General features: G+C 68.1%; 23 protein-coding genes, 1 tRNA gene and 2 pseudogenes. 15 read left to right on the top strand and 11 right to left on the bottom strand.

The genetic code is table 11. From position 1 onward, the window contains the following. Positions 1–1,150, top strand: a 1,150-nt coding sequence (locus tag VFA06_RS15405; protein ID WP_324841249.1) for an AMP-binding protein, incomplete at its 5' end; no start/stop codon positions are given. Between the two features lie 91 nt (positions 1,151–1,241). Here the strand turns inward: VFA06_RS15405 and VFA06_RS15400 are convergent. Further along, positions 1,242–2,480, bottom strand: a complete 1,239-nt coding sequence (locus tag VFA06_RS15400; protein ID WP_324841248.1) for a GNAT family N-acetyltransferase — start codon at positions 2,478–2,480, stop codon at positions 1,242–1,244. A 308-nt stretch (positions 2,481–2,788) separates the two neighbouring features. Between VFA06_RS15400 and VFA06_RS15395 the strand changes: the two genes are divergently transcribed. Together VFA06_RS15395 and VFA06_RS15390 are read left to right on the top strand one after the other, a co-directional pair. Continuing rightward, complete coding sequence (locus VFA06_RS15395) at positions 2,789–3,205, top strand: phage holin family protein (protein ID WP_324841247.1); 417 nt, start codon at positions 2,789–2,791, stop codon at positions 3,203–3,205. Positions 3,206–3,293: 88 nt separating this feature from the next. Next, positions 3,294–4,211, top strand: coding sequence for an alpha/beta hydrolase (locus VFA06_RS15390; RefSeq protein WP_324841246.1), 918 nt, complete (start codon positions 3,294–3,296; stop codon positions 4,209–4,211). Positions 4,212–4,286: 75 nt separating this feature from the next. Here VFA06_RS15390 and VFA06_RS15385 read toward each other — a convergent pair whose 3' ends face one another. The 4 genes and pseudogenes from VFA06_RS15385 to nth form a co-directional block, all read right to left on the bottom strand. Beyond that, positions 4,287–5,012, bottom strand: coding sequence for a metal-dependent hydrolase (locus tag VFA06_RS15385; RefSeq protein WP_324841245.1), 726 nt, complete (start codon positions 5,010–5,012; stop codon positions 4,287–4,289). Positions 5,013–5,174: 162 nt separating this feature from the next. Further along, a complete protein-coding gene (locus tag VFA06_RS15380; protein ID WP_324841244.1) occupies positions 5,175–6,365 on the bottom strand; it encodes a MarP family serine protease in 1,191 nt (396 codons plus the stop codon). Positions 6,366–6,516: 151 nt separating this feature from the next. Next, positions 6,517–7,221 (bottom strand): annotated as a pseudogene (locus VFA06_RS15375) (NUDIX hydrolase); the annotation flags it as partial. 17 nt (positions 7,222–7,238) lie between these two features. Continuing rightward, positions 7,239–8,015, bottom strand: coding sequence for an endonuclease III (nth, locus tag VFA06_RS15370; protein WP_324841242.1), 777 nt, complete (start codon positions 8,013–8,015; stop codon positions 7,239–7,241). Between the two features lie 214 nt (positions 8,016–8,229). On the opposite strand from nth, the gene VFA06_RS15365 reads away from it, so the two are divergent. Further along, the gene (locus VFA06_RS15365; RefSeq protein ID WP_324841251.1) at positions 8,230–8,913 is read left to right on the top strand and encodes a Crp/Fnr family transcriptional regulator; all 684 of its coding nucleotides are present in this window, start codon (positions 8,230–8,232) and stop codon (positions 8,911–8,913) included. 26 nt (positions 8,914–8,939) lie between these two features. Here VFA06_RS15365 and VFA06_RS15360 read toward each other — a convergent pair whose 3' ends face one another. From VFA06_RS15360 to VFA06_RS15350, 3 genes are all read right to left on the bottom strand, one after another. Then, complete coding sequence (locus VFA06_RS15360) at positions 8,940–9,668, bottom strand: MBL fold metallo-hydrolase (RefSeq protein WP_349260197.1); 729 nt, start codon at positions 9,666–9,668, stop codon at positions 8,940–8,942. Between the two features lie 146 nt (positions 9,669–9,814). Continuing rightward, the gene (locus tag VFA06_RS15355) at positions 9,815–10,351 is read right to left on the bottom strand and encodes a RidA family protein (RefSeq protein WP_324841240.1); all 537 of its coding nucleotides are present in this window, start codon (positions 10,349–10,351) and stop codon (positions 9,815–9,817) included. Beyond that, complete coding sequence (locus tag VFA06_RS15350) at positions 10,351–10,509, bottom strand: DUF4177 domain-containing protein (protein ID WP_324841239.1); 159 nt, start codon at positions 10,507–10,509, stop codon at positions 10,351–10,353. The genes VFA06_RS15355 and VFA06_RS15350 overlap by 1 nt, the downstream gene beginning before the upstream one ends. A gap of 69 nt (positions 10,510–10,578) precedes the next feature. On the opposite strand from VFA06_RS15350, the gene VFA06_RS15345 reads away from it, so the two are divergent. Both VFA06_RS15345 and VFA06_RS15340 read left to right on the top strand, forming a co-directional pair. After that, the gene (locus VFA06_RS15345) at positions 10,579–11,664 is read left to right on the top strand and encodes an ArsA-related P-loop ATPase (protein WP_324841238.1); all 1,086 of its coding nucleotides are present in this window, start codon (positions 10,579–10,581) and stop codon (positions 11,662–11,664) included. Between the two features lie 41 nt (positions 11,665–11,705). Beyond that, positions 11,706–12,965, top strand: a complete 1,260-nt coding sequence (locus VFA06_RS15340) for an ArsA family ATPase (RefSeq protein WP_349260196.1) — start codon at positions 11,706–11,708, stop codon at positions 12,963–12,965. 248 nt (positions 12,966–13,213) lie between these two features. Here the strand turns inward: VFA06_RS15340 and VFA06_RS15335 are convergent, their stop codons facing one another. Further along, entirely contained in the window at positions 13,214–13,549 is a 336-nt protein-coding gene (locus VFA06_RS15335; protein ID WP_324841250.1) for a WhiB family transcriptional regulator, read from the bottom strand. 466 nt (positions 13,550–14,015) lie between these two features. Here VFA06_RS15335 and VFA06_RS15330 point away from each other — a divergent pair, with 466 nt between their 5' ends. Then, complete coding sequence (locus VFA06_RS15330) at positions 14,016–16,298, top strand: transglycosylase domain-containing protein (RefSeq protein WP_324841235.1); 2,283 nt, start codon at positions 14,016–14,018, stop codon at positions 16,296–16,298. Between the two features lie 125 nt (positions 16,299–16,423). Here the strand turns inward: VFA06_RS15330 and VFA06_RS15325 are convergent, their stop codons facing one another. After that, positions 16,424–16,882 (bottom strand): GatB/YqeY domain-containing protein, encoded by a 459-nt coding sequence (locus VFA06_RS15325; RefSeq protein ID WP_324841234.1) that lies wholly within the window; start codon positions 16,880–16,882, stop codon positions 16,424–16,426. Between the two features lie 87 nt (positions 16,883–16,969). On the opposite strand from VFA06_RS15325, the gene VFA06_RS15320 reads away from it, so the two are divergent. The 6 genes from VFA06_RS15320 (at position 16,970) to VFA06_RS15295 (ending at position 21,887) form a co-directional block, all read left to right on the top strand. Continuing rightward, positions 16,970–17,956 carry a metallophosphoesterase gene (locus VFA06_RS15320; protein WP_324841233.1) on the top strand — a complete coding sequence of 329 codons (987 nt, stop codon included), beginning with the start codon at positions 16,970–16,972 and terminating at the stop codon, positions 17,954–17,956. Positions 17,957–18,038: 82 nt separating this feature from the next. Then, a tRNA-Pro gene (locus VFA06_RS15315) sits at positions 18,039–18,112 on the top strand. A gap of 164 nt (positions 18,113–18,276) precedes the next feature. After that, positions 18,277–18,897 carry a SigE family RNA polymerase sigma factor gene (locus VFA06_RS15310; RefSeq protein ID WP_324841232.1) on the top strand — a complete coding sequence of 207 codons (621 nt, stop codon included), beginning with the start codon at positions 18,277–18,279 and terminating at the stop codon, positions 18,895–18,897. Beyond that, on the top strand, positions 18,894–20,108 hold the full coding sequence (locus tag VFA06_RS15305) for a hypothetical protein (RefSeq protein WP_324841231.1): 1,215 nt from the start codon (positions 18,894–18,896) through the stop codon (positions 20,106–20,108). The genes VFA06_RS15310 and VFA06_RS15305 overlap by 4 nt, the downstream gene beginning before the upstream one ends. 314 nt (positions 20,109–20,422) lie before the next feature. Continuing rightward, the gene (locus tag VFA06_RS15300) at positions 20,423–21,577 is read left to right on the top strand and encodes a hypothetical protein (protein WP_324841230.1); all 1,155 of its coding nucleotides are present in this window, start codon (positions 20,423–20,425) and stop codon (positions 21,575–21,577) included. Between the two features lie 49 nt (positions 21,578–21,626). Next, positions 21,627–21,887 (top strand): hypothetical protein, encoded by a 261-nt coding sequence (locus VFA06_RS15295; RefSeq protein ID WP_324841229.1) that lies wholly within the window; start codon positions 21,627–21,629, stop codon positions 21,885–21,887. 10 nt (positions 21,888–21,897) lie between these two features. Here VFA06_RS15295 and VFA06_RS15290 read toward each other — a convergent pair whose 3' ends face one another. Continuing rightward, positions 21,898–23,181 (bottom strand): MFS transporter, encoded by a 1,284-nt coding sequence (locus tag VFA06_RS15290; protein ID WP_324841228.1) that lies wholly within the window; start codon positions 23,179–23,181, stop codon positions 21,898–21,900. A 191-nt stretch (positions 23,182–23,372) separates the two neighbouring features. Here VFA06_RS15290 and VFA06_RS15285 point away from each other — a divergent pair, with 191 nt between their 5' ends. Together VFA06_RS15285 and VFA06_RS15280 are read left to right on the top strand one after the other, a co-directional pair. Next, a complete protein-coding gene (locus tag VFA06_RS15285; protein ID WP_324841227.1) occupies positions 23,373–24,167 on the top strand; it encodes a hypothetical protein in 795 nt (264 codons plus the stop codon). Positions 24,168–24,458: 291 nt separating this feature from the next. Continuing rightward, positions 24,459–24,721: pseudogene (locus VFA06_RS15280) on the top strand (1,4-beta-xylanase); the annotation flags it as partial.

Raw genomic sequence — 24,721 nt, 5'->3', positions numbered from 1 at the left:
GCCGAAGGGCATCCTGCACACCACCGGCGGCTACCTCACAGGCGTGTCCGCCACGCACCGCTACGTGTTCGACCTCAAGCCCGAGCAGGACGTGTACTGGTGCGCCGCCGATGTCGGCTGGGTCACCGGCCACTCCTACATCGTCTACGGCCCGCTCTGCAACGGCGCCACCTCGGTGATGTGGGAGGGCGCGCCCGACTACCCCGACAGGGGCGTCTGGTGGGACATCGTCGAGCGCTACGGCGTCACGATCCTGTACTGCGCGCCGACCGCGATCCGCGCCTGCATCAAGTGGGGCGCGCAGTGGCCCGGCAAGCACGATCTGAAAACACTGCGCATGCTCGGCTCCGTCGGCGAGCCGATCAATCCCAAGGCGTGGCTCTGGTACCACAAGGTGATCGGCGGCGAACGCTGCCCGATCGTAGACACCTGGTGGCAGACCGAGACCGGCGGCATCATGATCTCGCCGCTGCCGGGCGTGACCGCGACCAAGCCGGGTTCGGCGATGCGGCCGCTGCCGGGCATCTCGGCGAACGTGGTGGACAAGGAGGGCAATGTCGTCCCGAACGGCGGCGGCGGCTTCCTGGTGCTGGACCAGCCGTGGCCGTCGATGCTGCGCGGCATCTGGGGCGACCCCGAGCGCTACCGCGAGACGTACTGGTCGCGGTTCGCCGAGCAGGGTTACTACTTCGCCGGCGACGGCGCTAAGAAGGACAACGACGGCGACCTGTGGCTACTTGGCCGGGTGGACGACATCATGCTGGTGTCGGGGCACAACATCTCCACCACCGAGGTCGAGTCCGCACTCGTCTCGCACCCCTCGGTGGCTGAGGCCGCCGTGGTCGGCGCGAAGGACGAGACGACCGGTCAGCGCATCGTGGCCTTCGTGATCCTGCGCGGCGGTAAGGCGGAGGGCGAGGAGCTGGACGCCGAGCTCAAGGCGCACGTCTCCAAGGAGATCGGCCCGATCGCCAAACCGAAGCAGATCCAGTTCGTGGCCGAGCTGCCCAAGACCCGTTCCGGCAAGATCATGCGGCGGCTGCTCAAGGATGTCGCGGAGGACCGGGCGCTGGGTGACACCACGACGCTCACCGACGCTTCTGTCATGGACCTGATCGCGGCGAAGCTTCCGCACGCGACCGAGGACTGAGCGCCAGCACAAACCGTTATGTCGCGGCGTGTGCCCGATCAGCTGATGATCGGGCACACGCCGCGCCGCATTTCGCGTCCCGGCAGCTGAATCAGAAGCCGAACGACATCCAGGGCTCGAGGTCGGTTATGAACGCGCGTGAGGCTTCTGCCAGCGCGCCGTTGCGCAGCTCCTCGACCAGGCCAGCCGCGCCGAGTGAGGCGAGGGAGGCTCCGCCGAGGAAGACCGATCCGAGTTCGCGCACGCCGAGCGCGAGGTCAGGGGCCGCGGTCGTGCGTTCGCAGGTGGCGCCCTTCTCGTCTCCGGTAAGCCGCCAGCGTCCGGCGTTCCACGGGCAGAACGTGTCGGTCACGTCGATGACGGTGTCGATTTGCGCGGAGTAGGTCCGTGACGCGAGTGCCCGGTCTACGTCGACGAGGCGGATGTACAGGGCGTCCTTGACGAAGGCGTTCGCCGCGCGCGGGTTTTCCAGGAGACGCAGCGGCGGAGCATCAAGCGGTACACCGGGCAGTTCGGTAGTCGTCATCAGGTCAACGCTCACGAGATACCGCAGCAGTACGGCGTAGGCCGCAGCGTCATCTGCGTAGAGCTCGTTCACGCTTACCCGGCCCGCCGGAGCACCGTTCGAGAACTCCTGCTTGACGCGGTAACGCGTGTAACCGACCGCCTGGCCGTCTCGCTCAGCAAGGACGGTACGCAGCCTTGACCGATCGTCGCGCCAGTCCTCGGGGTCTGAGGCGCACGCGGTGGCCCAGGCGGGCGTGCGTACGAGCATTCCCGCGCGCTTTGGCACCTGTCGCGCATAGACCTCTTCGCTGGCCTCTAACGACTCCTCAGTCGGGACAACCCTGAGGGAGACCGCGTCCGAGCCGGCCGGCATGCGCAGGCCGCTGTGCAGCCGGGGAATCGTCAGTCGGGCGATACGTGAGGCGAGGCCGTAGCCGAAGCGCCCGTAGATCGGCGGCTCGCTCGCGGTCAGTCCCGCGACGGCTTCGCCGCTTGACTCGTGCAGGTCGTGCAGCTGATGCCGCATCATCGAGCTGAGAATGCCGCGGCGCCTGTGCGTCGGCATCACGCTCACCCAGCTGACGCCGGCCATCGGGATCCGGCCGCCGGGCACGGTCATCTCGAAGCTGAAGATCGAGGCGCCGCCGACGAGCTGCGGACCGTCGAACACGCCGATCGTGCGGTCGCATTCCAACAGCGCCTTGTCGATCTCCAGCGCGGCGGCGCTCGGCGGTTCGGAGCCGAACGCCAGCTCGTCGAGGTAGAGGAATTGGTCGAACTCGCTCTCGGCGAGGGGGCGCGGGGCGGACAGCTCGGTCGGCATGGCTCATGGGTAACACGGCGAGTGGAGCTGACGCGACCGGATTATTCGGCCGGCTTTCCGGGACGGCCCAGGTCAGCCGCGGACTCATTGTCGAGAAGTATATTTGTCGATAAATCGATAGGTAAACTTGTAGCTATTCAGGGCCGTGCGAGGCCTGCCCGGCTCCGCTGGGATTGATCCGGACAAGGTGCGCCCGCAGGCCACGCGGTCAGCCCAATGACCGCATAGTCTGACAAAACCAGGGGTACTTGGGCCGCGATTGCCCACCTAAGGCCTACGTATCGCCGTACGCACTCCTGGAGGTAGCCGTGGCCACGACCGTCGGTTCCCAGTCCGACCGCCTCGACTCTGACCACAAGCTCTCCGCGCTGGTCACGTCCGCGACCAAGGACCTCTCCAGCCTGGTGCGCGACGAGATCGCGCTGGCCAAGGCGGAGCTGCGCCGGGACGTGAAGCAGGCCGCAATGGGCGGCGCGCTGTTCGCCGTCGCCGGGCTGCTCTCCCTGTTCGCCCTGATCATGTTCTCGTTCGCGATCGCGTACGGCATCAACGCGGCCGGGATCGGCCTGGCCTGGGCCTGGCTCATCGTCGGCGGCGGCTACATCCTGCTGGGCGGGCTGCTCGGCGGAATAGGGATGCTGCGGCTCAAGGCGATCCGCGGCGTGGACGCCACGAAGCGGACCACGAACGAGTCCATCGCCGTCTTCAAGCGGTCCGTGCGCTAGCCCGTCAGCCGTCAATCGGCGCCTCAAGTCGCCCAACGCACGCCCTTGCGACACCCTATGGACAGTCAGTTGTGCCATGCTGGCGCCCATGCCTTCAGACCTGTCACCGGTGTACGTGGAGGGCGCCTGGACCCATCGTGAGGTCTCCGCGAACGGCGCCCGCTTCCACGTCGTCGAGCTCGGCGAGGGCCCGCTCGTGCTGTTCCTGCACGGATTCCCGCAGTTCTGGTGGACCTGGCGGGAGCAGTTGATCGCCTTCGCCGAGGCCGGTTACCGGGCGGCGGCGATGGATCTTCGGGGGTTCGGCGGCAGCGACAAGACGCCGCGAGGCTACGATCCGATAACACTCACCATGGACGTCACGGGGGTCATCCGCGCGCTCGGCGAGGCGAACGCCGCGGTCATCGGCCACGGCTGGGGCGCCACGCTCGGCTGGACCGCCGCGACCGTGCGGGCGAAAACCGTGCGGCGGCTCGTCGTCGTCGGCGCGGGGCACCCGCGGCGGCAGCGTGCCGCGCTGCTGACCGACCCCGCGCAGATCGGCGCGAGCAAGCACGTGTTCGCGGCGCAACGCCCGCTGGCCGCCGAGAAGTCGCTGCTGCGCGACGGCGGCGCGGCGGTGGGCCGGATGCTGCGTGAGTGGAGCGGCCCGGAATGGCCGCCCGACGATGTGATCGCTCGATACGAACAAGCGATCATGATTCCGGGTGTCGCGCACTGCTCGCTTGAGTACTTCCGGTGGTGGGTGCGGTCCCTGCCGCGCCCCGACGGACTTCAGTACCAGCAGCGCATGCGTACACCGACCGAGGTGCCGACGCTGCACCTGCACGGAGCGCTGGACCGTACGGTGCTCACGAGCACGGCGCGCGGCTCGGGGCGGCACGTGAACGCGCCCTATCGCTGGCGGTTGCTCGAAGGCGTCGGCCACTTCCCGCAGGAGGAGGCGCCGAAGCTGTTCAACACCGAGGTGCTGAACTGGCTCGCGGACGACGAGCCGGACCGGTAAGCCGGCGGGTTCCGGTGAGTCGACGAGCGGCGCGGCTTGGCTCGGCGGGTACGAGCTTCGCGGGACGTCTGCTCTCTACTTGTGCGTGAGCGGCGTCGTCGCGAAGTAGAGGGACACGAACGCGCCGACCGCCATCAGCGGGGTGAGGAAGGCGGTTTCCAGCTTCTCGCCGGTGTGCTTGATCAGCGGTATGCCGAAGCGGGTGGAAATCGGCCACAGCAGCGGGCAGCCGCGATCGGTGAGGCAGTCCCCGGCAAGGTGGGTAAGCGCTCCGAGGCCGACGGCAATGGGCAGCCAGGTGGGATCCGAGCTGATCCAACGGTCCATCAGGAACGTTCCGCCGACCGCGAGCAGGAGCACCACTCCCCAGGAGTGGATGCCCTTACCGGGAGGGCACAGATGCAGTGCCCGTATGGCGAGCGAGAGCAGGATGTAGACCAGGCCGAGGGTGAAGGGGCGTCCCAGGTAGTGCGCTCCGGCCCAGGTGCCGCCGGTTACCCCGGCCACGAACAGCAGCGAGTGCGTCGCGTGCCGGTGGCCGCCTGAGATCCACTCGACGAAGCGGCAGAACGCGTGCGAGATCGGGCCGAGGAAGTGCGCGATCGTGCCGTCCGGGTGGTCGAAGTCCGGCAAAAGCGCGGAGCCGGCCGTGATGAACGTGCCGAGCATGATGTCCTTGGTGTCCAGCCGGGCCGGCCACACCGCCGCCGGCACCCAGGCCGCGGCGGCGGCCCAGGCGAGCGCGCCGCTGGTCGAATGCGAATGTCCGAGCACGGAAACGCCCCCCAAGTCGCGAGTCACAGGCCGATCCTGGCGAACCGCCGATCAGACAGTAGCAACTTTCTAGATCACTCCTGCGGAACAGGACGCTGTGACACTCGGGGGGCTTGTCGGACTCGGACGATGCCGTCGGACTCGGATAAATGCTGCCGGACTCGGGATAATCCGCGGCGCGCTGGGGCGTCAGATGGCGCAACCCTCGGTGTCTACCGCACCCGTGGCATCCGCGCCCTGATGCGCGTCCTGCGATACCTGAGCGGCAGTCAGCGCGTATCCGGTAGAGGCGTCCTCGAGCGACTTCGCGAACACGACGCCGTATACCTCGCCGGTCGACGTGAGCAGCGGGCCGCCGGAGTTGCCCTGGAGCACCTGCGCGAACAGCGAGAAGATCTCACGCGTCGCCGATCCGTGCTGGTAGATGTCCTGACCCTGAGCCTGGATCTCCTGCCGGATGCGCGCGGCGACCGGCGTGAACGGGCCGTCCTCCGGGAAGCCGGCCACGACGGCGTTGTCGCCGCTCGCGCCCGAGGTGTCGAAGGAGAGCGGAGCCGACCGCAGCCCGGGGACGTAGAGCACTGCCACGTCGCTGGTCGGGTCGAACAGCACCACCGTCGCGCGGTACAAGTGCCCCTCACCGCCCACCTGCACCGTGGGATGCGTTACGCCGCCGACGACGTGAGCGTTCGTCATCACGTGCTGCGGCGAGTAGACGAACCCGGATCCTTCGATCTGCTTTCCACAGCTCGGTGCGTTACCGACGATCTTGACGATCGAGTTCTGTGCCTTGACGACGCCCGCTTGGTTGAGCACTGCCGGATCCGGCGGCGGCACGTTGGCGATCTGCTCGTGCGTGAACGGCGCGAACACCTGCGGGAAGCCGCTGCGGTCAAGGACGTTGGCGAACGAGCTGAACCAGTTCTGCGCGTTGGCAGGCAGCACCGTCCGCATCCCGTTGAGCAGCGCCGAGTTGCGGACCTGCTGAGCGACGACCGGCATGGTCGAGTTCACCAGGGCGAGCCCGAGGAACCAGGCGACCAGCATGACCGAGATCACGGACACCGCCGCGCCCGCGCTCTGGTCCACGGCCTGAACCGGCCGCCAGGTGATCTCGCGCCGCACCCGCCCGCCGACCGAAGTGGCGAACACCTGCCCGAGCACCGCGAGCACGAGCACCGCGCACAGCGAGATGGTCGAGACGACCAGCGAGGTGTTCGAGGTGAAGCGCTGTATCACCACGGGCACGAGCCACAATCCGAGCAGCAGTCCGCCGACGAAGCCGACGAACGACAGCACGCCGACCACGAAGCCCTGACGGTATCCCGACACCGCGAACGCGATGGCGACGATGATCAGAATCAGATCGAGCAGGTCCACGGGCTCACCTTCACTCGCCGCCGGTGCCGGCCAAGCCGCCCGTGCTGTCCGTATTGTTCGCGTTCGAATCGTGAGCTGTGGAACCGTTCGCCGCTGAACCGTTCAGCCCCGTCGGGTTTTCCAAGCCGTCTGTGCCCGTGGCGAACGGCCGCTGGTCGGCGGGACGGATCGAGCTTGACTGAACGCTCAGAGCGGTGACCTCTTCCGGCAAGTCTTCCAGCCGGTTGTGGTCCCACGGCTGCTCCCAGCCGCCGAGTCTCAGTACCGCGTCGAGCAGTCCGGCCGTGAATCCCCAGACGAGCATGCCGTCGACGTGGAAGGCCGGACCGATGTAACCGGCCGGATGACGCACGCGCAGCCGGTTCGCAGGGTCGGCAAGCTCGGCCACAGGCACTCGGTGCACTGCGGCCACCTCCAGAGGACTGACGACGCGTGGCGGCGACGGAGTGTGCCACCACCCCAGAACGGACGCGACCATGAAATCACTCGGTTGCAGGTAGATCTCCGGCAAGCGGCCGAACACGGCCACTGACTCGGGGTCGACGCCGGTCTCCTCCTGCGCTTCACGCAGCGCGGCGTGCACCGGACCATGGTCCTCAGGGTCGATTCGGCCGCCGGGGAAGGCGGGTTGCCCGGCATGGGCGCGCAGGGTTGCGGCCCGCTCGGTGATCAGCACGTCCGGTACCGGAGCCCCCGGCGACCCGCTCTCACCGAAGAGGATCAGCACGGCCGAACGGCGCGGCTCTCCGGGCAGCGTGCGCGTCCTGGGCCGGAAGCCGAGCCAGTTCGGAGCGAGCTCGCGCAGTGCCCCGGCAAGGGGGCGCAGCCAGGTCGGCAGGTCTTCAGGCGCGGCCATGATCTCGCCCGCGTCGTTCACGAAGCCACCTTCCGGGCCGCGGCGATCAGCGCCGCCTCACGAGCCGACGCGGGACGCAGCAGCGCCTCCGCCTTGACCGGGTCCTGCTCGCCGATTCCGCGCGATGGGCACAGGGCGGCGATCGGACAGGCGCCGCAGGCCGGTCTGCGGGAGTGGCACACCCGGCGGCCGTGGAAGATCATCCGGTGCGAGAGCATGGTCCACTCCGCCTTCGGGAACAGCGCGCCGACCTCGAACTCGACCTTGACCGGGTCCTCCTCGCGGGTCCAGCCGAAGCGGCGCGCGAGTCTGCCGAAGTGCGTGTCCACGGTGATGCCTGGGACGCCGAACGCGTTACCGAGCACGACGTTCGCCGTCTTGCGGCCGACACCAGGCAGCGTGATCAATTCCTCCAGGGTGTGCGGTACCTCGCCGTCGAACCGGTCACGGATGGCCACGGCCAGCCCGAGCAGCGACTTGGCCTTGTTGCGGTAGAAGCCGGTGGGCTTGATCAGCTTCTCCAGCTCCGCCGGATCGGCCGCGGCCATGTCATCGGCGGTGGGGTAGCGCGCGAACAGGGCCGGCGTGGTCAGGTTGACGCGGACGTCGGTGGTCTGCGCGGAGAGCACGACTGAGCAGAGGAGCTGGAAGGCCGATTCGAAATCGAGCTCGCAGTGAGCATCGGGATAAATCTCGGCGAGCGCCCGGTTGATCCGCCGTGCCCGGCGGGTGAGTGCCAACGGGGTCTCGTGGGTCTCGGGCGCGTTCTCAGTCGTCTCACCGGCCATGCTCATTCGGCAAGCGTAGATGGTCGGGGCGGCCTGGGGGCACGTTACGGCATCCGGCAGGATTGGGGTGTGCCGTTCCCGAGTATGTGAAATAGCGTGTGGTACGCCACACTGTTCGATGCAGAGGCATAACAGATTGCGGGCCGGCGTCGAGTCACAACGCGCGACCGGCGACCAGGACCGCAGGAGAACGGCCGTGAGGCCGATGGAGGGTTCGACAGTGGAGGACGTGCTGCGCCGGAGCCCGTTGTTCGCCGCGCTGGATGAAGAGGCGTCCAACTCGCTGCTCAAGTCGATGACGGAGATCGCGCTGAGCCGCGGCGACGCGCTCTTCCACGAAGGCGACCCGGGTGACGCGCTGTACGTGGTGGTCGAGGGCAAGATCAAGCTGGGCCGCTCCTCCGGGGACGGCCGGGAGAACCTGACCGCGGTGCTCGGCCCGGGCGACATGTTCGGCGAGCTGTCGCTGTTCGACCCGGGGCCGCGTACCTCGACCGCGACCGCGCTGACCTCGACCCGGCTGCTCGCGCTCGGCCACACCGAGCTGCAGCCGTGGCTCTCGACCCGGCCCGAGGTGGCCCGCGCGCTGCTGCGGGCGATGGCGCGCCGGCTGCGGCGGACCAACGAGACGCTGGCCGACCTGGTCTTCTCTGACGTGCCCGGCCGCGTCGCGAAGGCGCTGCTGGACCTGTCGACCCGGTTCGGGCAGCCGGCCGGGGACGACCAGGAAGGAATCAAGGTCTCGCACGACCTGACCCAGGAGGAGCTGGCGCAGCTGGTCGGCGCGTCCCGGGAGACCGTGAACAAGGCCTTGGCGGACTTCGCGCAGCGTGGCTGGATCAAGCTGGAAGCACGTGCGGTCGTGCTGCTCGATACGGTGCGTCTGGCGCGCCGCGCGCGGTAAGCAGTAACGCGTCCCGCCTTACGCGCTTACGCGTCCTTCTTCGCGTCTAGGTATTCGAGCTGCGCAAGCACCGAGAGCTCGGCAGCAGGCCACAGGCTCCGGTCGACGTCGGCGTAGACGCGCCGGACGATCTGTGCGGCCGTGCGGTCTCCCGCCGAACGCGCTGCCTCGACTTGCGCCAGGCGTGCGGCTCGGTGCGTGAGGTAGAACTCGACGACCGTGCGCGGGGTGGCGACTACCGGTCCGTGCCCAGGAAGGATCGTCCCGACGTCTTCGGATTCGGTCATGCGGCGGATGCGAGCGAGCGAGTCGAAGTAGTCGGCGAGGCGCCCGTCAGGGTGCGCCACGACCGTCGTACCGCGCCCGAGGACGGTGTCACCGGTCAAGAGCGCGCGGTCAGCCGGGATGAGGAACGAGAGCGAGTCGCCGGTATGACCCGGTGTCGCGACGACATGCAGCTCCAGCCCGCCGGCCTTGAGCACGTCGCCGTCGCCGAGCCCTTCCGAGCCGAGCCGGTTCGCCGGGTCGAGCGCGTGGACCGGAGCTTTGGTGAAGGCGCTGAACTCTCGCGCGGCCTCGGCGTGGTCGGGGTGACCGTGCGTCAAAGCGATGGACGTAACGCGCGCGCCGGCTTCCTTAACGCAGTCAAGGATCGCGGTGAGATGGCCCACATGCATCGGCCCCGGGTCGACGACGAGTGCCTCGGTCGACCCGGGTTCGATGAGCACCCAGGTATTGGTCCCGTCGAGCGTCATCGGCGACGGGTTCGGGGCCAGCACCAGCGTGGCGCGCGGCGTCACCGGCCCGGAGACGACCCGCGAACCCGCACCGGCTGAACTCGCACCGGTTGAACCCGAGCTGGACGGACCTGAACGGGCAGGGCCGGTACCGGCCCCGGTAATCAGGCCACCCCGTCCGGCGCGCGGCTGTCGGGGGCGCTGTCGACTTCGAAGCTGTCGATCTCGACGGTCAGCTCGACCTCGACCGGGGCGTCCAGCGGCAGCACCGCGACGCCGACCGCGGAACGCGCGTGCGCCCCGGCCTCGCCGAAGACCTTGCCGAGCAGCTCGCTCGCGCCGTTGATGACGGCGGGCTGGCCGGTGAAGTCCGGGGCGGAGGCGACGAAACCGACGACCTTGACCACCCGGCGGACCCGGGACAGCTCCCCGATCTCCGCCTTGACCGCGGCCAGCGCGTTGAGCGCGCAGCGCTCGGCGAGCTGCTTGGCCTCCTCCGCGCTGACCTCGGCGCCAACCTTTCCGGTCGTGGGCAGCTTGCCGTCGATCGTGGGCAGCTGACCGGAGGTGAACACCAGCGAGCCGGAGCGCAGGGCCGGGACGTACGCGGCCACCGGCTTGGCCACCGCGGGGACCTCGAGCCCCAGCTCGGCCAGGCGTTGCTCGGGCGTGCCGGCCGCGGCCTCACCGACCGCGGTCACTACTGCTTCTCCCGCTTCATGTACGCCACCAGCTGCTCAGGGTTCGGCCCCGGGACCACCTGCACCAGCTCCCAGCCGTCCTGGCCCCAGTTGTCCAGGATCTGCTTCGTCGCGTGCACCAACAACGGAACGGTCACGTACTCCCACTGTTTCGCCATGGCCAGAGCCTAACGGGTAGGCAGGTGGCGCAGCGCCCCGATACGCGACGGGAGGTTAGGCTCGTGCCTGTGACGAATGCAGCCGAGGCGCGCCGCGCGAAGCCGGACTGGCCCGCCGTCCGCCTGCACGTGGTCACCGGCAAGGGGGGCACGGGCAAGACGACCGTCGCGGGCGCCCTGGCGCTGGCGTTGGCGGCGGGTGGGAAGCGGCCGGGCGATCGACGGGTTCTGCTGGTCGAGGTGGAGGGCCGGCAGGGGCTGGCCCAGCTCTTCGATGCCGAGCCGGTCGCGTATGAGGAGCGCCGGGTCGCGGTCACGCCGGACGGGGGCGAGGTTTGGGCGCAGTCCCTCGACGCCGAGCAGGCGTTGCTCGAGTACCTCGACATGTTCTACAAGCTCGGGCCGGCGGCTCGCGCGCTGCGCCGGTTCGGTGCGATTGACTTCGCGACGACCATCGCGCCGGGTATCCGTGACGTGTTGTTGACCGGTAAGACGTGCGAGGCGGTACGGCGTCGGGCCAGCCATACGCATGGCGGTCACGGGCACGGCTCGCATGGGCACGAGCGCAGCCAGCAGGCTGGCGATCGGGTCTTCGACTACGACGCGGTGGTGATGGACGCGCCGCCGACCGGGCGGATCACCCGGTTCCTGAACGTGAATTCGGAGGTCTCCGGGCTTGCGCGGGTCGGCCCGATCCGCAACCAGGCGGACGCGGTGATGCGTGTGCTGACCAGTGCGCAGACCGCGGTGCACTTCGTCACGCTGCTGGAGGAGATGCCGGTGCAGGAGACGCTGGACGGCTTCGCCGAGCTGCGCGAGGCCGGACTGCCCGCCGGCGGGGTGATAGTCAATCAGGCCCGGCCGGTGGTGCTGCCGGAGGAGCGGCTGAAGAAGGCCGCGCAGCCGGGCGGGCTCGACCCCGCGGAGCTGGAGGCCGGGCTCGCGCCGGTTGGTCTGGCGGATCCGGAGGTGGTCGCGGCCCTGTCCGAGTTGGCCACCGAGCACGCGCAGCGGGTGCTGCTCGAGGCCGGACAGCGTGAGGAGCTGAGCGCCACGGAGGCGCCGATCTATGAGCTGCCGCTGCTGACGGACGGGGTCGACCGGGTCGGGCTCGACCTGTTGGCCGGGCAGTTGCGCCGGCAGGGGGCGGCGTGAGCGAGGCCAGAGTGAACCGGGACAGCTTGAATCGGGGCAGCCTGAACCGGGGCAGCGCCGACGCGGCCGGCGCCGAAGACACGGTCAAGCACCTGGATCTGGACGGGCTGCTCGACTCCCCGGAGACCAGGATCGTGGTGTGCTGCGGATCGGGCGGAGTCGGCAAGACAACCACGGCCGCGGCGTTCGCGTTGCGCGCGGCGGAGCGCGGCCGCGACGTGGTGGTGCTCACCATCGACCCGGCGCGCCGGCTGGCGCAGTCCCTGGGGCTGACCGAGCTGGACAACACCCCGCGCGAGGTGGCCGGGATCGACCGGTCCAAGGGCGGCCGGCTGCACGCGATGATGCTCGACATGAAGCGGACCTTCGACGAGATCGTGCTCGATCACGCCGATCCGCAGCGGGCCGAGCAGATCCTGGCGAACCCCTTCTACCAGTCGCTGTCCGCGAGCTTCGCCGGCACGCAGGAGTACATGGCGATGGAGAAGCTCGGGCAGTTGCGCTCGCGCGGCGAGTGGGACCTGATCGTGGTGGACACGCCGCCGAGCCGGTCCGCGCTGGACTTCCTGGACGCCCCGGAGCGCCTCGGCTCCTTCCTCGACGGCCGGCTGATCCGGATCCTGTCCGCGCCGGCGAAGGTGGGCGGCATGGGCGCCTTCAAGCTGCTGACCGGCGGGGTCGGGCTGGTGACCGGCGCGCTGGGCAAGATCCTCGGCTCGAACCTGCTCGGCGAGGTGCAGTCCTTCGTCGCCGCGCTGGACACCATGTTCGGGGGCTTTCGCGAACGGGCCGAGCGCACCTATCGGCTGTTGCAGACCGAGGGGACCGCGTTCGTCGTGGTCGCGGCCCCGGAGCCGGACGCATTACGTGAGGCCTCTTACTTCACGCGGCGGCTGGCCACGGACGAGATGCCGCTGGCCGGGCTGGTGCTCAACCGGGTGCACCGGCCGCAGGCGGACATCACCGCGGAGCGGGCGCTGGCCGCGGCCGAGGAACTGACCAACGGCAAGGCCGCGAAGCGCGCGGCACGCAAGAACGGGAACGGGGCCGGGAACGGCCGGGCTGCGGGAAACGGAGCCGAGCCGCCGCTGTCGGCGCAGGAGGAGGCTCAGGCCGCGCAGTTGGCGGCCGCGCTGCTGCGACTGCACGCGGAACGCGTCGTGCAGTCGCGTCGGGAACGCCGGCTGACCGGCCGTTTCCTGGCCAGTCATCCCGGGATCGCGATGCTCGAACTGCCCGCGCAGGCGGAGGACATCCACGACCTTGACGGCCTGCGCGAGATCATCGCGCGTTCGGCCTGACGGCGGGGCGGCGGTAGGCCGCCCGTGATCCGGCTGGAGGGTGGAGAGCCGGTCGGGAAGGCTCGCGGACGATCGTGGATCGTCGTTCGCCGTCAGTCCGTGGTCCGTCGAGGGCGTCTTGCCTGGCACCGTCTCATCCAACGGCGCGGGCTCAGTCCGTGCATCCTGGTACTCACGCTGCCGGTTCTCGTAGGGCGGTTACGAACAGCACACCCTTGAGCAACGTGTCGGTCGTGACGGGCGGCGGCTCAGCCGCCGGCGGTGAACACCGTCGCGCGCTGGCGCGACAGGTATGCCTCCCGCTTGCCCTCAAGCACCTTGCGCCATGAGCGCACGTCCGGCCGACGCCGCAACAGCGCCCGCCGCTCACGCTCGGTCATGCCGCCCCACACGCCGAACTCGACCCTGTTGTCGAGCGCGTCCGCGAGGCATTCGGTGCGCACCGGGCACGCCGCGCACACCGTCTTGGCCCGGTTCTGCGCGGCCCCCTGGACGAACAGCTCGTCGGGGTCCATGCCCCGGCACGCCGCCGCTATCGTCCAGTCCTCCACCCAGTTCCTGACCGCGCTCGCCGCGGCGACCATCACCTTCACCGGCACTTCACTCTCCGAACCTGCCATCATCTCCGGTGCCGTCCTCTCAGCATCGAGGCTCCCCCAACGGCGGCCGGCACACCGCTCGATTCGTGGACACCGCCACGGCGCGCAACCCATTCGCGACCGCACCAGCACCAACCACGCATCGACCGGAATGACCGGCACGACATCCGCACTTGTCGCACTAGCCTTACCAATTCCGTCCGATGACCCAGACTCATCGGCCGCCCTGCTGCCGAAGCTCCCCGGAGTGTCCCCGCATGGGCACCGTCCGCGGATAGATCTCTTCAGCTAGCACGACATTACGGATAACCATCAGCCCTCGACAGTCCCCGAACTGGTCAATCTGGTATGGCCCGTCCGGACTACCTCGCTTGTAGCAACTGGGCCACAGATTCGCCGGCAGCCGCCCTGCCCTCCCCGGCGGTCGGGCCCGGAACGTACCCTGGTCCGCATGGTTAAGGGACGTACTGGTTACTCCGGAGCGAGCGGCGTCGGGCGGCTGATATCGCACCTCGGCACGTTCGTCATGGTCAGCGCCCTGGCCGGGGTCCTCATCGCCGGCCTTAGCCTGCCGTTCGTCGGCAGCTTCGGACTCACCGCGAAGGCCGCGTCAGACCATTTCGAGGACCTGCCGAACGACTTCGAGACGCCAACGCTGCCGCAGCGCACGAAAATCCTCGCGGACGACGGCTCCGTGATCGCGTACACCTGGGGCGACTTCGGCAACCGGGTCGTGGTCCCGATGTCGCAGATCAGCCCGAACATGCCGCACGCGATCGTGGCCATCGAGGACATCCGTTACTACCAGCACGGCGGCATTGACCTTAAGGGCACGCTGCGTGCCCTAGTCAACAACTCCTCCGGCGGTAACACGCAGGGTGGTTCCTCCATCGCACAGCAGCTCGTGAAGAACGAACTGCTGCTGGAAGCCGGAACGGATAAGACCAAGCAGCAGGCCGCGATCGCGGACACGTTCTCCCGCAAGCTCACCGAGCTCAAGTACGCCATCGCCGTCGAGAAGACGCTCAGCAAGGACCAGATCCTGGAGCGTTACCTCAACCTGGTCTACTTCGGCAACGGTGCGTACGGCGTCGAGGCGGCCGCGGAGCGTTACTTCTCGACGAGCGCGGCGAAGCTGACCGTCCCGCAGGCCGCGCTGCTGGCCGCGGTCGTGAACAGCCCGACCGAGTTCGACCCGTTCGCGCACCCGGCTGACGCGCTCAAGCGCCGCAACATCGCGCTCGCGGACATGGCGAACCCGTCGCTGAACTACATCACTCCGGCCCAGGCCGCGCAGTACGAGAAGGCCCCGCTCGGTTTGAACCCGACCTCGCTGAAGGACGGTTGCATCACTGCGGACGGCTCGGCCAAGTTCTTCTGCAACTACGTGTACAACACGTTCATCCAGGACTCCGCGTACGGCAAGACCCAGGCGGACCGCATCGCGCTGTGGCAGCGCGGCGGGCTGACCATCCAGACGACGATGAGCGTCAAGGATGAGAAGTCGGCGGACGCCGCGATCGCCAAGCGCGTATACCCATCGGACTTCACGAAGCGGGACATCGCGTCCGCACTGGTGATGGTGGAACCGGGATCGGGCCAGATCAAGGCGATGGCCCAGTCGGTGCCGATGGGCAACGGACAGGGCCAGACGTTCATCAACTTGTCGGCGGACAAGGCCCACAACGGGACCAACGGTTTCCAGGCGGGATCCTCGTTCAAGATCTTCGTCGGCCTCGCCGCGCTGGAGCAGGGCATCAACCCGAACCAGGTGATGGACGCCCCCGCGACGATCGACGACGCCGGCACCCAGTTCGCGGCGTGCGCGGGTAACCAGACGACGGTGGTGTGGCCGCCGGACGTGCCAGCCAGTGGCAAGTACACGCCGGGCAACGACGACATGGCCGACCACCAGACGGCGATGCCCAACGCGTTCGCGAACTCCATCAACACGTACTTCCTGCGGCTGGAGGAGCAGACCGGCCTGTGCAAGCCGGCGCAGATCGCCGAGCAGATGGGCGTCACGCAGGACAACGACAACGACACCGGCAAGTCGCTGATGCAGATCCCGTCGTTCACGCTCGGCACGAACCCGATCACGCCGGTGGAAATGGCAAGTGCGTACGCCACGATCGCGGCGCAGGGCACCTATTGCGTGCCTTACGTCATCACGCAGGTGACCGACGTGTCGGGTAAGAACTACGGCGGCCAGAACAAGAACTGCCGTCAGGTTCTCGACCCGAACATCGCCAACGAGCTGACCTCGATGCTGCAGGGCGTCGTGCAGTACGGCACGGCGGCCGGCGCGGTCCCGCTGAGCGACACCCGCCCGGTCGCCGGCAAGACCGGTACGACGGACTCCAGCATCGCGACCTGGTTCGACGGCTACACCCCGCAGCTGGCCGCGGCGACCTGGACCGGCTTCATCAACTGGGACAGCAAGACGAAGCTGGAGAACCTGAAGATCGGCCCGACGTACTACTCGGGTCAGGTGTTCGGTGCCTCGATCTCCGCGCCGACCTTCAACGACGCGATGACCGGCGCGCTGGCCGGCCTGCCGGTGGAGGGATTCACCGCGCCGACCGGCTTCAACGCCCCGACGCAGGGCGGCAACGGCGGTGGCAACGCGAACGGCAACGGCGGCCTGCTCGGCGGAGGGTTCCTCGGCGGGATACTCGGCGGAGGCAACGGCGGTAACGGGAACGGGAATGGAAACGGCGGCAAGGGTCACTGACCGCTGACTGACGTCCCGTCAGGCGATTCGACGGCTGCGGGTCCCGACTCGAGATGAGTCGGGACCCGCACCGTTTCCGCTCGTTCCTACTTCTTCCTCGCCCTCGCTCTAGCTTTATCCGGGCCCTACCCGAGCGCCGACTTCACCGCCGCGGCCACGCGCCCGCCCTCAGCGCGGCCCGCGATCTTCGGGTTCAGCGCCTTCATCACGACGCCCATCGACTTCGGCCCGACCGCCCCGGTCTCCGCGATGGCGTCCGCGACCAGCGCCTTCAGCTCGTCGTCGGTCAGCTGGGCCGGCAGGTACCGGGACAGCACCTCGCCCTCGGCCCGCTCGCGCGCGGCCTGCTCGTCCCGTCCGGCGCCCGCGAACGCCTCGGCGGCCTCACGCCGCTTCTTCACCTCGCGGGTGAGCACCGTGACCGTCTCGGCCTCAGAGAGCGTGCGCGCGGCGGCACCGGCGACCTCCTCGTTGGTGATCGCGGTGAGCGCCATCCGCAGCGCGGCGGCCTGCAGCTCGTCGCGGCCCTTGATCGCGGCGGTGAGGTCTGCGCGCAGTCGGTCCTTGAGCGTCGTCGTGGTCATGTGCCTAGCGTGTCACGAAGCGGAGCCGAACCGCACGGCGGTTCCGGGCGCCGCGTGCTAAGACCGCGACGCCGATAGACTTGGCCGATGCGCCGATCGATCTCCATCCCGCTGGGCATCATGGCCGCCGGTACCGCCGGACTCGCCTACGCGGCGGGGGTCGAGGTCAATCTCTACCGGCTGCGCCGCTTCAGCATCCCGCTGCTCGCCCCGCAGGCGCAGCCGTTCCGGATCCTGCAGCTCTCGGACATCCACATGGTCCCCGGCCAGCGCCGCAAGAAGGCGTGGCTGAGCTCGCTGGCCGAGCTGCGCCCCGACCTGGTGGTCAACACGGGCGACAACCTCTCGCACCCCGACGCGGTCCCCGAGGTCATCAGCACCTTGGAACCGCTCATGCAGTTGCCCGGGGTGTTCGTGTTCGGATCGAACGACTACTTCCAGGCGAGCCGCCTCAACCCGGCCAAGTACCTGCGCCCCGGCGACCGTTCCCATGCCCCGCGCCGCAAGCGCGCCGAGAACGACTGGCCAGCCATGCAAGCCGCGTTCACGAAGGCGGGCTGGCTGGATCTGACCAACACGCGGGCGACCCTCGACGTACCCGGCCACGGCACACTCAAGTTCGTCGGCGTCGACGACGCACATGTCCGCCGCGACCGGTACCCGGCCCCGGCTCAAAGCGAGGACGAGAACGGCGAAAGCCACGGGCACGCCTACGGCGGTGACGAGCGACCGCGCGACGACAGCCCAGCGACTGAAGCCTCCGACGCATTGACGATCGGCGTAACGCACGCCCCCTACCTACGCGTTCTCGATGCGATGGCGGCCGACGGCGTCCCCCTGATCCTCGCGGGTCACACGCACGGCGGCCAGCTCTGCGTGCCCTTCTACGGGGCCCTGGTGACGAACTGCGACCTGGATCGCGCGCGAGCGAAGGGCCTGCACACCCACACGGCTGGAGGCCACACCGCCCACCTGCACGTATCCGCCGGCTGTGGCGCGTCCCGCTACGCGCCGGTCCGCTTCGCCTGCCCGCCGGAAGCCTCGCTGATTACCCTGCTCCCGCGCGCCAGCTAACACGCGTTGGCGTACCGGGTGACCCGCCTACCAAAGGATTTCCGCGATCCACCTTCGCTCAGCTAGACTGACCGAGCACTACCGGGGTGTAGCGCAGCTTGGCAGCGCGCTTCGTTCGGGACGAAGAGGTCGTGGGTTCAAATCCCGCCACCCCGACGGTAGAGATGCAGCTAGAGGCCCTTCACGTGACGACGTGAAGGGCCTCTGAGCGTCTCTGGTCGCTTTCTGGGAGAAATCCGGGTGGTGGCAACCGATCGCTGGGCGATTGCATTGATGTGGCATGACGTCACCGATATGGACGCCGGCGGGAAGGAAGCCCGATGGCCGCCGCCGAGCTTGATCACGATGCCGACTATTGCGAGTACGTGACCGCCAAGACGCCTTGGCTGCGGTGGGTCGCGTTCCTGCTCTGTCAGGACTGGCACCGCGCCGACGACCTGCTGCAGACCACGGCCGCCAAGCTCTACGCCGCGTGGCCGCGGGTCAGGCGGTTGGAGAACCTTGACGGCTACACCAGGCGGATCCTGATCAACTCCTTCCTCGCCGAGCAGCGCTCGCACTGGTGGAAACGAGTGCTGACGCACGGCGAGAGCGCAGACACGCCGGTCGTGCAACCAGACGTGGACGCGGTGCTGGACCTGCGCTCCGCGCTGCTGACGCTCACCGCTAAGCAGCGCACCGTGCTGGTCCTGCGCTACTACGACGAGTTGTCCGTCGCCGAGACGGCCGACGCACTGCACTGCTCGACCGGGAACGTGAAGAAGCAGACCTCGGTCGCCCTTGCGGCGTTGCGCAAACGGCTCGGCGCCGCGGACTCGGCCGATCAGGCTTCGAACTCGGACTTAGCCGACCAGGCTTCCCGTTCGCCCCGGCGCTCTCCACACGCCGCCCTCGACCGCATGATCGTCGCCCAGGACTGCCCTGGAGGAGTGGAATCATGAGCGAACTCAACGCCGAACTCTCCGCCGCGCTCAGGCGCGCGGTCGACCTGCAGGAACCGCCGTGCGCGCTGGACCTGGACCTGGCGCGGGCCCAGGGCCGGCGACTGCGCCGACGCCGCCAGGGATTGCAGGCCGGAGCGGTGATGGCCGTCACGGCGCTTGCGGTGGTGCTGATCACCGGTCCGCTGTCCGGCGGCGACGACGGCGCCGCGGTCCCGCCGGCCTCGCCTACCGCGCCGTCGGGTACGGAGTCGGCGAATGACCCGATAACCACCGGCGTGAGCTTCGGCTGGCTACCCAACGGCTTCCACATCACAGGCGGAGGTGCTCAAGGCACGCTCCATGACGACCTGAACGCCGGCGACGGCAGGACGGCTTTGTTCGTCACCGTGGCACCGCCCGGAACGGATTCCAATCCCGACTGCACACTTGAATATCAGAGCGGCTGGCAGACGGCCGGTCCCGTCCACTCCTGCGACACGAGCACGGCGGTACCGGGGCTGAAATCCGCGAAGTGGGTCGCGGCCCCTGGCAGCAGCCAGGCCATCGCGCAGCATTACGCGCAGCTGGATTGGCGGACGGCGGACGACAGACAGGCCGCGCTCTTCGCCAGCACCGGAGGCGAGAGTGCCGATCAGCTCACCACGATCATGGTTCGGGTCGCCGAATATGTCAGCCTCGGCGCGCATCGGGCCTTGCCCATGCCTTTCCATCTCGCCAAGCCGCCCACGGGCCTTCCCTTGGCTTATGCCTACACGTCCGAGGGAGCCGACGGAGTGCCTCCAGGCGAGGCGGCCAACGGTGATCCGCTCGGCGCGGGCCCTGCGCCGGGAGTGGCCGCCGGACTGGAGTACGGCGAAATTGACGCCACGACAGGCGACTCGCCCGGCCTCGCGTTGACCGTACAGAAGGCGGACTCGGATGCGGCCTTCCCCGACGTGTATGAGACGCAGGTCGCCGGACAGCAGCCGAGTGCCGCCGACATACGAACCACAACGGTCGATGGGCACTCCGCACGGATCGTGACCAAGGCGGGCTTCCAGGTTCTCGTCGTGCACGATGTGAACGGATTCGATGTCCGGCTTGGCGTAGGCGGCGCCCAAGCGCTGTCCCTCATCAACGAAGCCGGTGGAATCGTCGGCTATTACCACACCATCACGTTCTTCCAGAGCGACCCGGCTACGTGGACCGTCAACGTGCTCGGCAGGTAGGCGAGGCCGGGACGGAACTCGAATTTTGCGTGGTATGTCGGTATTTCAGCCACACGACGGAAACGGCGCGCAGAGTCGCATTAATTGCAGCAAGGGCCCTGATTGGCGGTTAGGTTCTTTAGCTTCCTGACTACCCGTCAGTAGCGCTTACTGCGCGTACCTGCCGCGACACTGAATGCTTTGATGCTATACGCCGAGGTGTTGAATCCTCAATCGCCAACACTTAAATCCCTCTTGGCGGCGACTTCACACTTCCGAGTGGTCCAGTCTTGGAACTGCCGGAGCTTTGCAGTCCGTCAAGGAGGACGACGTACGTGGCCGCCACTGGACCCACCCTGCTCGACGCCAGAACGATGGACCCCCGCGACTACGCCCTCGCTCTGGCCCTGCGCGAGGAGTTCAACAAGCTCAACGTGAGTGTGCGCGAGTACGCGGCGACGCACAACCTGCACTACTCGACCGTCTCGTGCTACCTGAGCTGCAAGAAGGGGCTGCCGCCCTGGACGTTCATCAAGGCGCTGGCCGAGGACGCCGCTCGAGCCCACGGCCTCGAGCGGCCCTCGCGGGCGATGATCGTCTACCTGTGGACCTTGCTCAAGAATGCCGAGAAGGCGCGGGAAAAAGACTCCTTCGACAAACTAAGAGCCGAACTCGCGAAGGCCAGAAAGGAGGCGGACGAGCACGCGCGACAAGAACGCAGAATAAGCGATCAGTTACTCGCTGCGAAGGCTCATATCGCTAATCTCAAGTCCCAGGTATTGGCGCTGGAAAGCGGGCAGGTAAGCGCTTTGCCAAGTCCGAGCACCGAAGTCGCGCTCCGGGAAGTGGAAACGCGTTTGCGGGACGAACGCGCCTCCGCGGAGACGGTCATCGCGGACCTCAGGGCGCAGCTCGGCCGGGAACGCGAGTTGAAAGAGAAGGCCGAGCAGGACTGCTATCGCTTCGAGCGGCTGATCAGGGACATGCTCGCCGCCGCGGGGAACCCGGCCGGCGCAGCCGGCGACCTTGCCACGGCCCAGAACGAGCCGACCGTCGAGATCCCCGTCGTCACCTCGTCCGCCGGGGAAGCGCCGTCAAGCCTGGCTCAAACCGCGCCGCCGCCCTATCCGGCTGAGTTGACTGAGTGGTTGCGGTCGCGACTCGACGCGAAGGACGTCGAGCTCGAAGCCAAGGACGTCCAGATCTCGGAGCTCCAGGCCAAGGTCGACATGCTGCTCGACAACTACCGGCTCGCCAATCAGAAGTACTTAGAGGAAAGAGACAAAGCGCTCCATTGGCAGCGCCGCTGCGCAGAGCTGGAAGACGGCAAAGACGCGCAGCAGGTGTCGGCGGGCGAAGCCCAGGACCGCGTGACTCAGATGGCGCGGGGCCGTAGAGCTGCCCCGCAGCCATGGGCAGGCACGGAGCCGGCAGACGTGCGCGATGCTTTTCGCTCCTTTCCCCCGGGCCGCGCTGCCGGCCCCCGGTGATGCCGCGCCAGATGCGACGGTCACGAGTAGAAGTAGAAGGAACTGACCCATGTCCACCGCATCCGTCCAGCCCATCCCCGGAGCTGGTCCGGCGCCAGGAGCAGGCTGTCCGTGCGCGCGCTGCCTCGCTCACGAGCGCCGCCGCCTGATCCTGCGCACCGCGGCCTGCTGGTGCGCCGCGATGCTGGCGGTCGCCGCGCTCGGTGCCGCTATTGCCACGCTCGTGTTCGGCATGCCTGTTTACAGCGGACCGTGCGCAGGGATCGCTGCCGTCGGCATCGCCGCGGCGGTCGCACTACGCCGTCCGTGACGCATGCGAATCAGCGGACGGATGCGGACCGGCCAGGCGCGGATGTTGGAGCCGAATTCCCGATGGGCTCCTCATCCGGTTCAGGCACCGAACGAATCTGGCGGATCGACGGGACCAGAAGCATCAGCGCGACGGAGGTGACTTGCCAGATCGCGCTGAAGGTCAACAGATGCGTGACGCCGACTGATGATCCGACAGGGCCTGCGGCCGCAAGTGCGAGCGGTCCGAGGGCGAAAGCCCCGAGCGTCTCCCACGCGCTGATACGGCCGAGCGTTTCGACTGGGATGAGCCGCTGGGTTGTGGATGCCGAGAGCGCCTGACCGATAGAGCCACCGAAGCCTGCGATGAACGCACCCACGCACACGTAGGCGAGCGGGAGAGGGCTTGCCAGAGCGGCGAGCGGCGCAGCGTAGCCGAATGTCGTTGCGGTGGCGACGAGCAGCGGCCGGCTCGGCTTGTGGTTGGCGATGAATATCCCGCCGGACACTGCCCCGGCTCCGTTGGCCGCCATGACGAAGCCCCAGGCGCTCGCGCCGCCGAGCCGGGTTTGCGCCACCAGCGGCCCGAGGACGAGATACGGAGCCCATACCAGCGCGTTGAACAGGCAGAATTGCAACGTTGGGACCCACAGCCAAGCGCGCGAGGAGAACTGCGTCCAACCGTCGCGCAAGTCGCGCAACAGCGAGCTGTGTGCGGAGGCGGGCGGTCGCAGGCCACTGAGTTTGATCAGGACGACCACGCTGACGGCATAGCTCGCGGCGTCAGCAAGCAACACCACGGCCGGACTCGTCGTGCCGGCCAGCACGCCTCCCAGTACGGGCCCTGTGATCTGTGCGGAGGATGCCAGAACGCTGAGTAGCGCGTTCGCCTCGGTCAATCGTTCACGCCCGGCGATCTGCGGGATCAAGGCCGGCAGGGACGGGGTGAACGCACCCTCGCCGATCCCGACGGCCGTCGCGATGACCAGCAATGCGGCGAGCGACGGATGGCCGACGAGCAACAACGCTCCGAAGGCCGCCTGTCCCGCGCAACGCACCACATCGGCCGTGATCATCACAAGCCGGCTGCCGAGCCGGTCGGCCAAGACGCCACCGAGCAGCAGGAACACCACGACCGGCAGGACCCGGGCTGCCATCAGCCAGCCGAGGGTCTGTGCTCCGCCCACGGACAGCGCGGCGAACGCAATGGCGACCGGCGCCATCGCCGAGCCGAGCCGGGAAGTGGCGTAGCCCGCGGCGAACCAGCGCAGGTCTCGCTGCGCGAGGACGTCGGTGAAGCGGTGACGACGGTGCATAGGGCGAGGCTGCGGCTTCGGCTTGGCGCGGGACAAGGTTTTACTGCGCTGAAGTTGAGTCTTTTTGCATAAACTTTGAGATGATCGGAGTTACCGCAGTAAACGGATGTCTTCTGGCGTGTGGCGTGGAGGAATGCGAGAATGCGAAGCGAAGGAGGCAACGCAGTTTACTGCGGAAACTGAGGAGTGGCATGGCGCAGCCGGTTGAATATGCGGTGGCGGTCGACAAGTACCTCGACGCCGCCGGGCTCAGCGCTGCGTCGCGGCGGATCTATCGCATCGCGCTGAACACCTGGGCATGGACGTTGGTCGACCGCGCCACTCCCGAGGGCCGCGCACGACGCGGAGCCGAGCCTCCGATCGTGCCCTTGGCAGTGCTCGACGAAGCCGGCGAGCGGCTACGCAGGTACTTCGCGGCGTCCGCCATCGCATCGCAGGATTCCGATTCGCATGGCGTGCGCACCGCCAACCGCGAACTTTCGATCCTGCGCAGTGCGATCGCCTGGTGGCTGGCGCAGGGCTGGATCGCAACGGACCCGACGGAAGGTATCGCGCGCCGAAAAGCTGATACCTCAGCCGTTGAGCGACGCCTGGAAATCGAGGACGTGCGCCGGGTTTTCGCGCTGCGCGCGCCATTACGGGACCAGACCCTGTGGCACATCGTGCACGAGAGCGAAGCCACCATCGAGCGCATCCTGGCCTTGAACGTCGGCGACGTGGATCGCAGCCGGCGGCGCGCCGGGCACCTGCAGTGGCGCGGCACCACCGCCCAACTGATGACGCTGCTGCTGGCAGGACGCGCGGCTGGTCCGGTGTTTCTCACCGACCGGCGGGCGCCCGCCGACACGCCCGCGGCCGATCGCTGCCCGCACACCGGGCGCGCGCGGTTGTCGTATCGGCGCGCGGCTGAAATCTTCACCGGGGCGACAAAGAGCCTCGATCCCGCTGGCCGCGGCTGGACGCTGCGTCAGCTGCAAGGTCGCTGAATGATCGAAATATTTCGGATCCTCTACCGGTGGGATTTCCGAAATGTGTCCGAAAGTTATTGACTCACCACGGAAACCTGATCGATACTCTCGCCATCGGCAGCCCTCGAAGGACGCCGATCCGGGTCACCCACCAAAGCCCGGCTTTCCCGGTCGCCTTGATCAAGGCGACCGCTAACTAACCGCGTTGCACGACTCCGACGCGCGGTAGCCATCGCCGATCGCCTACCGCCGCGCCGGGTCGCAATGCGCTGCGCCCGCGAGCCTTCAACGAGGAAGGAACACGCTTAGATGTTCGCTAGTCGTCAGCATGGCGATCAGCCACGCCGCGGCAGACGCAGCCTTTCCAGGCTGCTCGTCGGTTTCGGCTCCGTCGTGGCTCTGGCCACGGCCACGGCCTTGACGCCCGGCAGCGCCAGTGCCGCCACGCAGATCTGCTCGAGCCAGACCGGCAACAACGGCGGCATGTACTACCAGATGTGGACCAACGGCCAAGGCTCGGCCTGCATCACGCTGAACTCCAGCAACAGCTACTCCACCTCGTGGAGCGGCGT

The organism is Actinocrinis sp., assembly GCF_035653575.1.
In the GTDB taxonomy this organism is placed as follows: Bacteria; Actinomycetota; Actinomycetes; order Streptomycetales; family Catenulisporaceae; genus Actinocrinis.
This window is presented reverse-complemented; position numbering and strand designations above follow the sequence as displayed.

Bases quoted from the DNA above. Each gene is read 5' to 3' on its own strand.
- VFA06_RS15390 (WP_324841246.1), top strand. From the start codon at position 3,294: ATGCCTTCAGACCTGTCACCGGTGTACGTGGAGGGCGCCTGGACCCAT.
- VFA06_RS15400 (WP_324841248.1), bottom strand. From the start codon at position 2,480: ATGCCGACCGAGCTGTCCGCCCCGCGCCCCCTCGCCGAGAGCGAGTTC.
- VFA06_RS15325 (WP_324841234.1), bottom strand. From the start codon at position 16,882: ATGACCACGACGACGCTCAAGGACCGACTGCGCGCAGACCTCACCGCC.
- VFA06_RS15310 (WP_324841232.1), top strand. From the start codon at position 18,277: ATGGCCGCCGCCGAGCTTGATCACGATGCCGACTATTGCGAGTACGTG.
- VFA06_RS15290 (WP_324841228.1), bottom strand. From the start codon at position 23,181: ATGCACCGTCGTCACCGCTTCACCGACGTCCTCGCGCAGCGAGACCTG.
- VFA06_RS15295 (WP_324841229.1), top strand. From the start codon at position 21,627: ATGTCCACCGCATCCGTCCAGCCCATCCCCGGAGCTGGTCCGGCGCCA.
- VFA06_RS15360 (WP_349260197.1), bottom strand. From the start codon at position 9,668: ATGACGCTCGACGGGACCAATACCTGGGTGCTCATCGAACCCGGGTCG.
- VFA06_RS15285 (WP_324841227.1), top strand. From the start codon at position 23,373: ATGGCGCAGCCGGTTGAATATGCGGTGGCGGTCGACAAGTACCTCGAC.
- VFA06_RS15305 (WP_324841231.1), top strand. From the start codon at position 18,894: ATGAGCGAACTCAACGCCGAACTCTCCGCCGCGCTCAGGCGCGCGGTC.
- VFA06_RS15335 (WP_324841250.1), bottom strand. From the start codon at position 13,549: ATGGTCGCCGCGGCGAGCGCGGTCAGGAACTGGGTGGAGGACTGGACG.
- VFA06_RS15350 (WP_324841239.1), bottom strand. From the start codon at position 10,509: ATGGCGAAACAGTGGGAGTACGTGACCGTTCCGTTGTTGGTGCACGCG.
- nth (WP_324841242.1), bottom strand. From the start codon at position 8,015: ATGAGCATGGCCGGTGAGACGACTGAGAACGCGCCCGAGACCCACGAG.
- VFA06_RS15330 (WP_324841235.1), top strand. From the start codon at position 14,016: ATGGTTAAGGGACGTACTGGTTACTCCGGAGCGAGCGGCGTCGGGCGG.
- VFA06_RS15320 (WP_324841233.1), top strand. From the start codon at position 16,970: ATGCGCCGATCGATCTCCATCCCGCTGGGCATCATGGCCGCCGGTACC.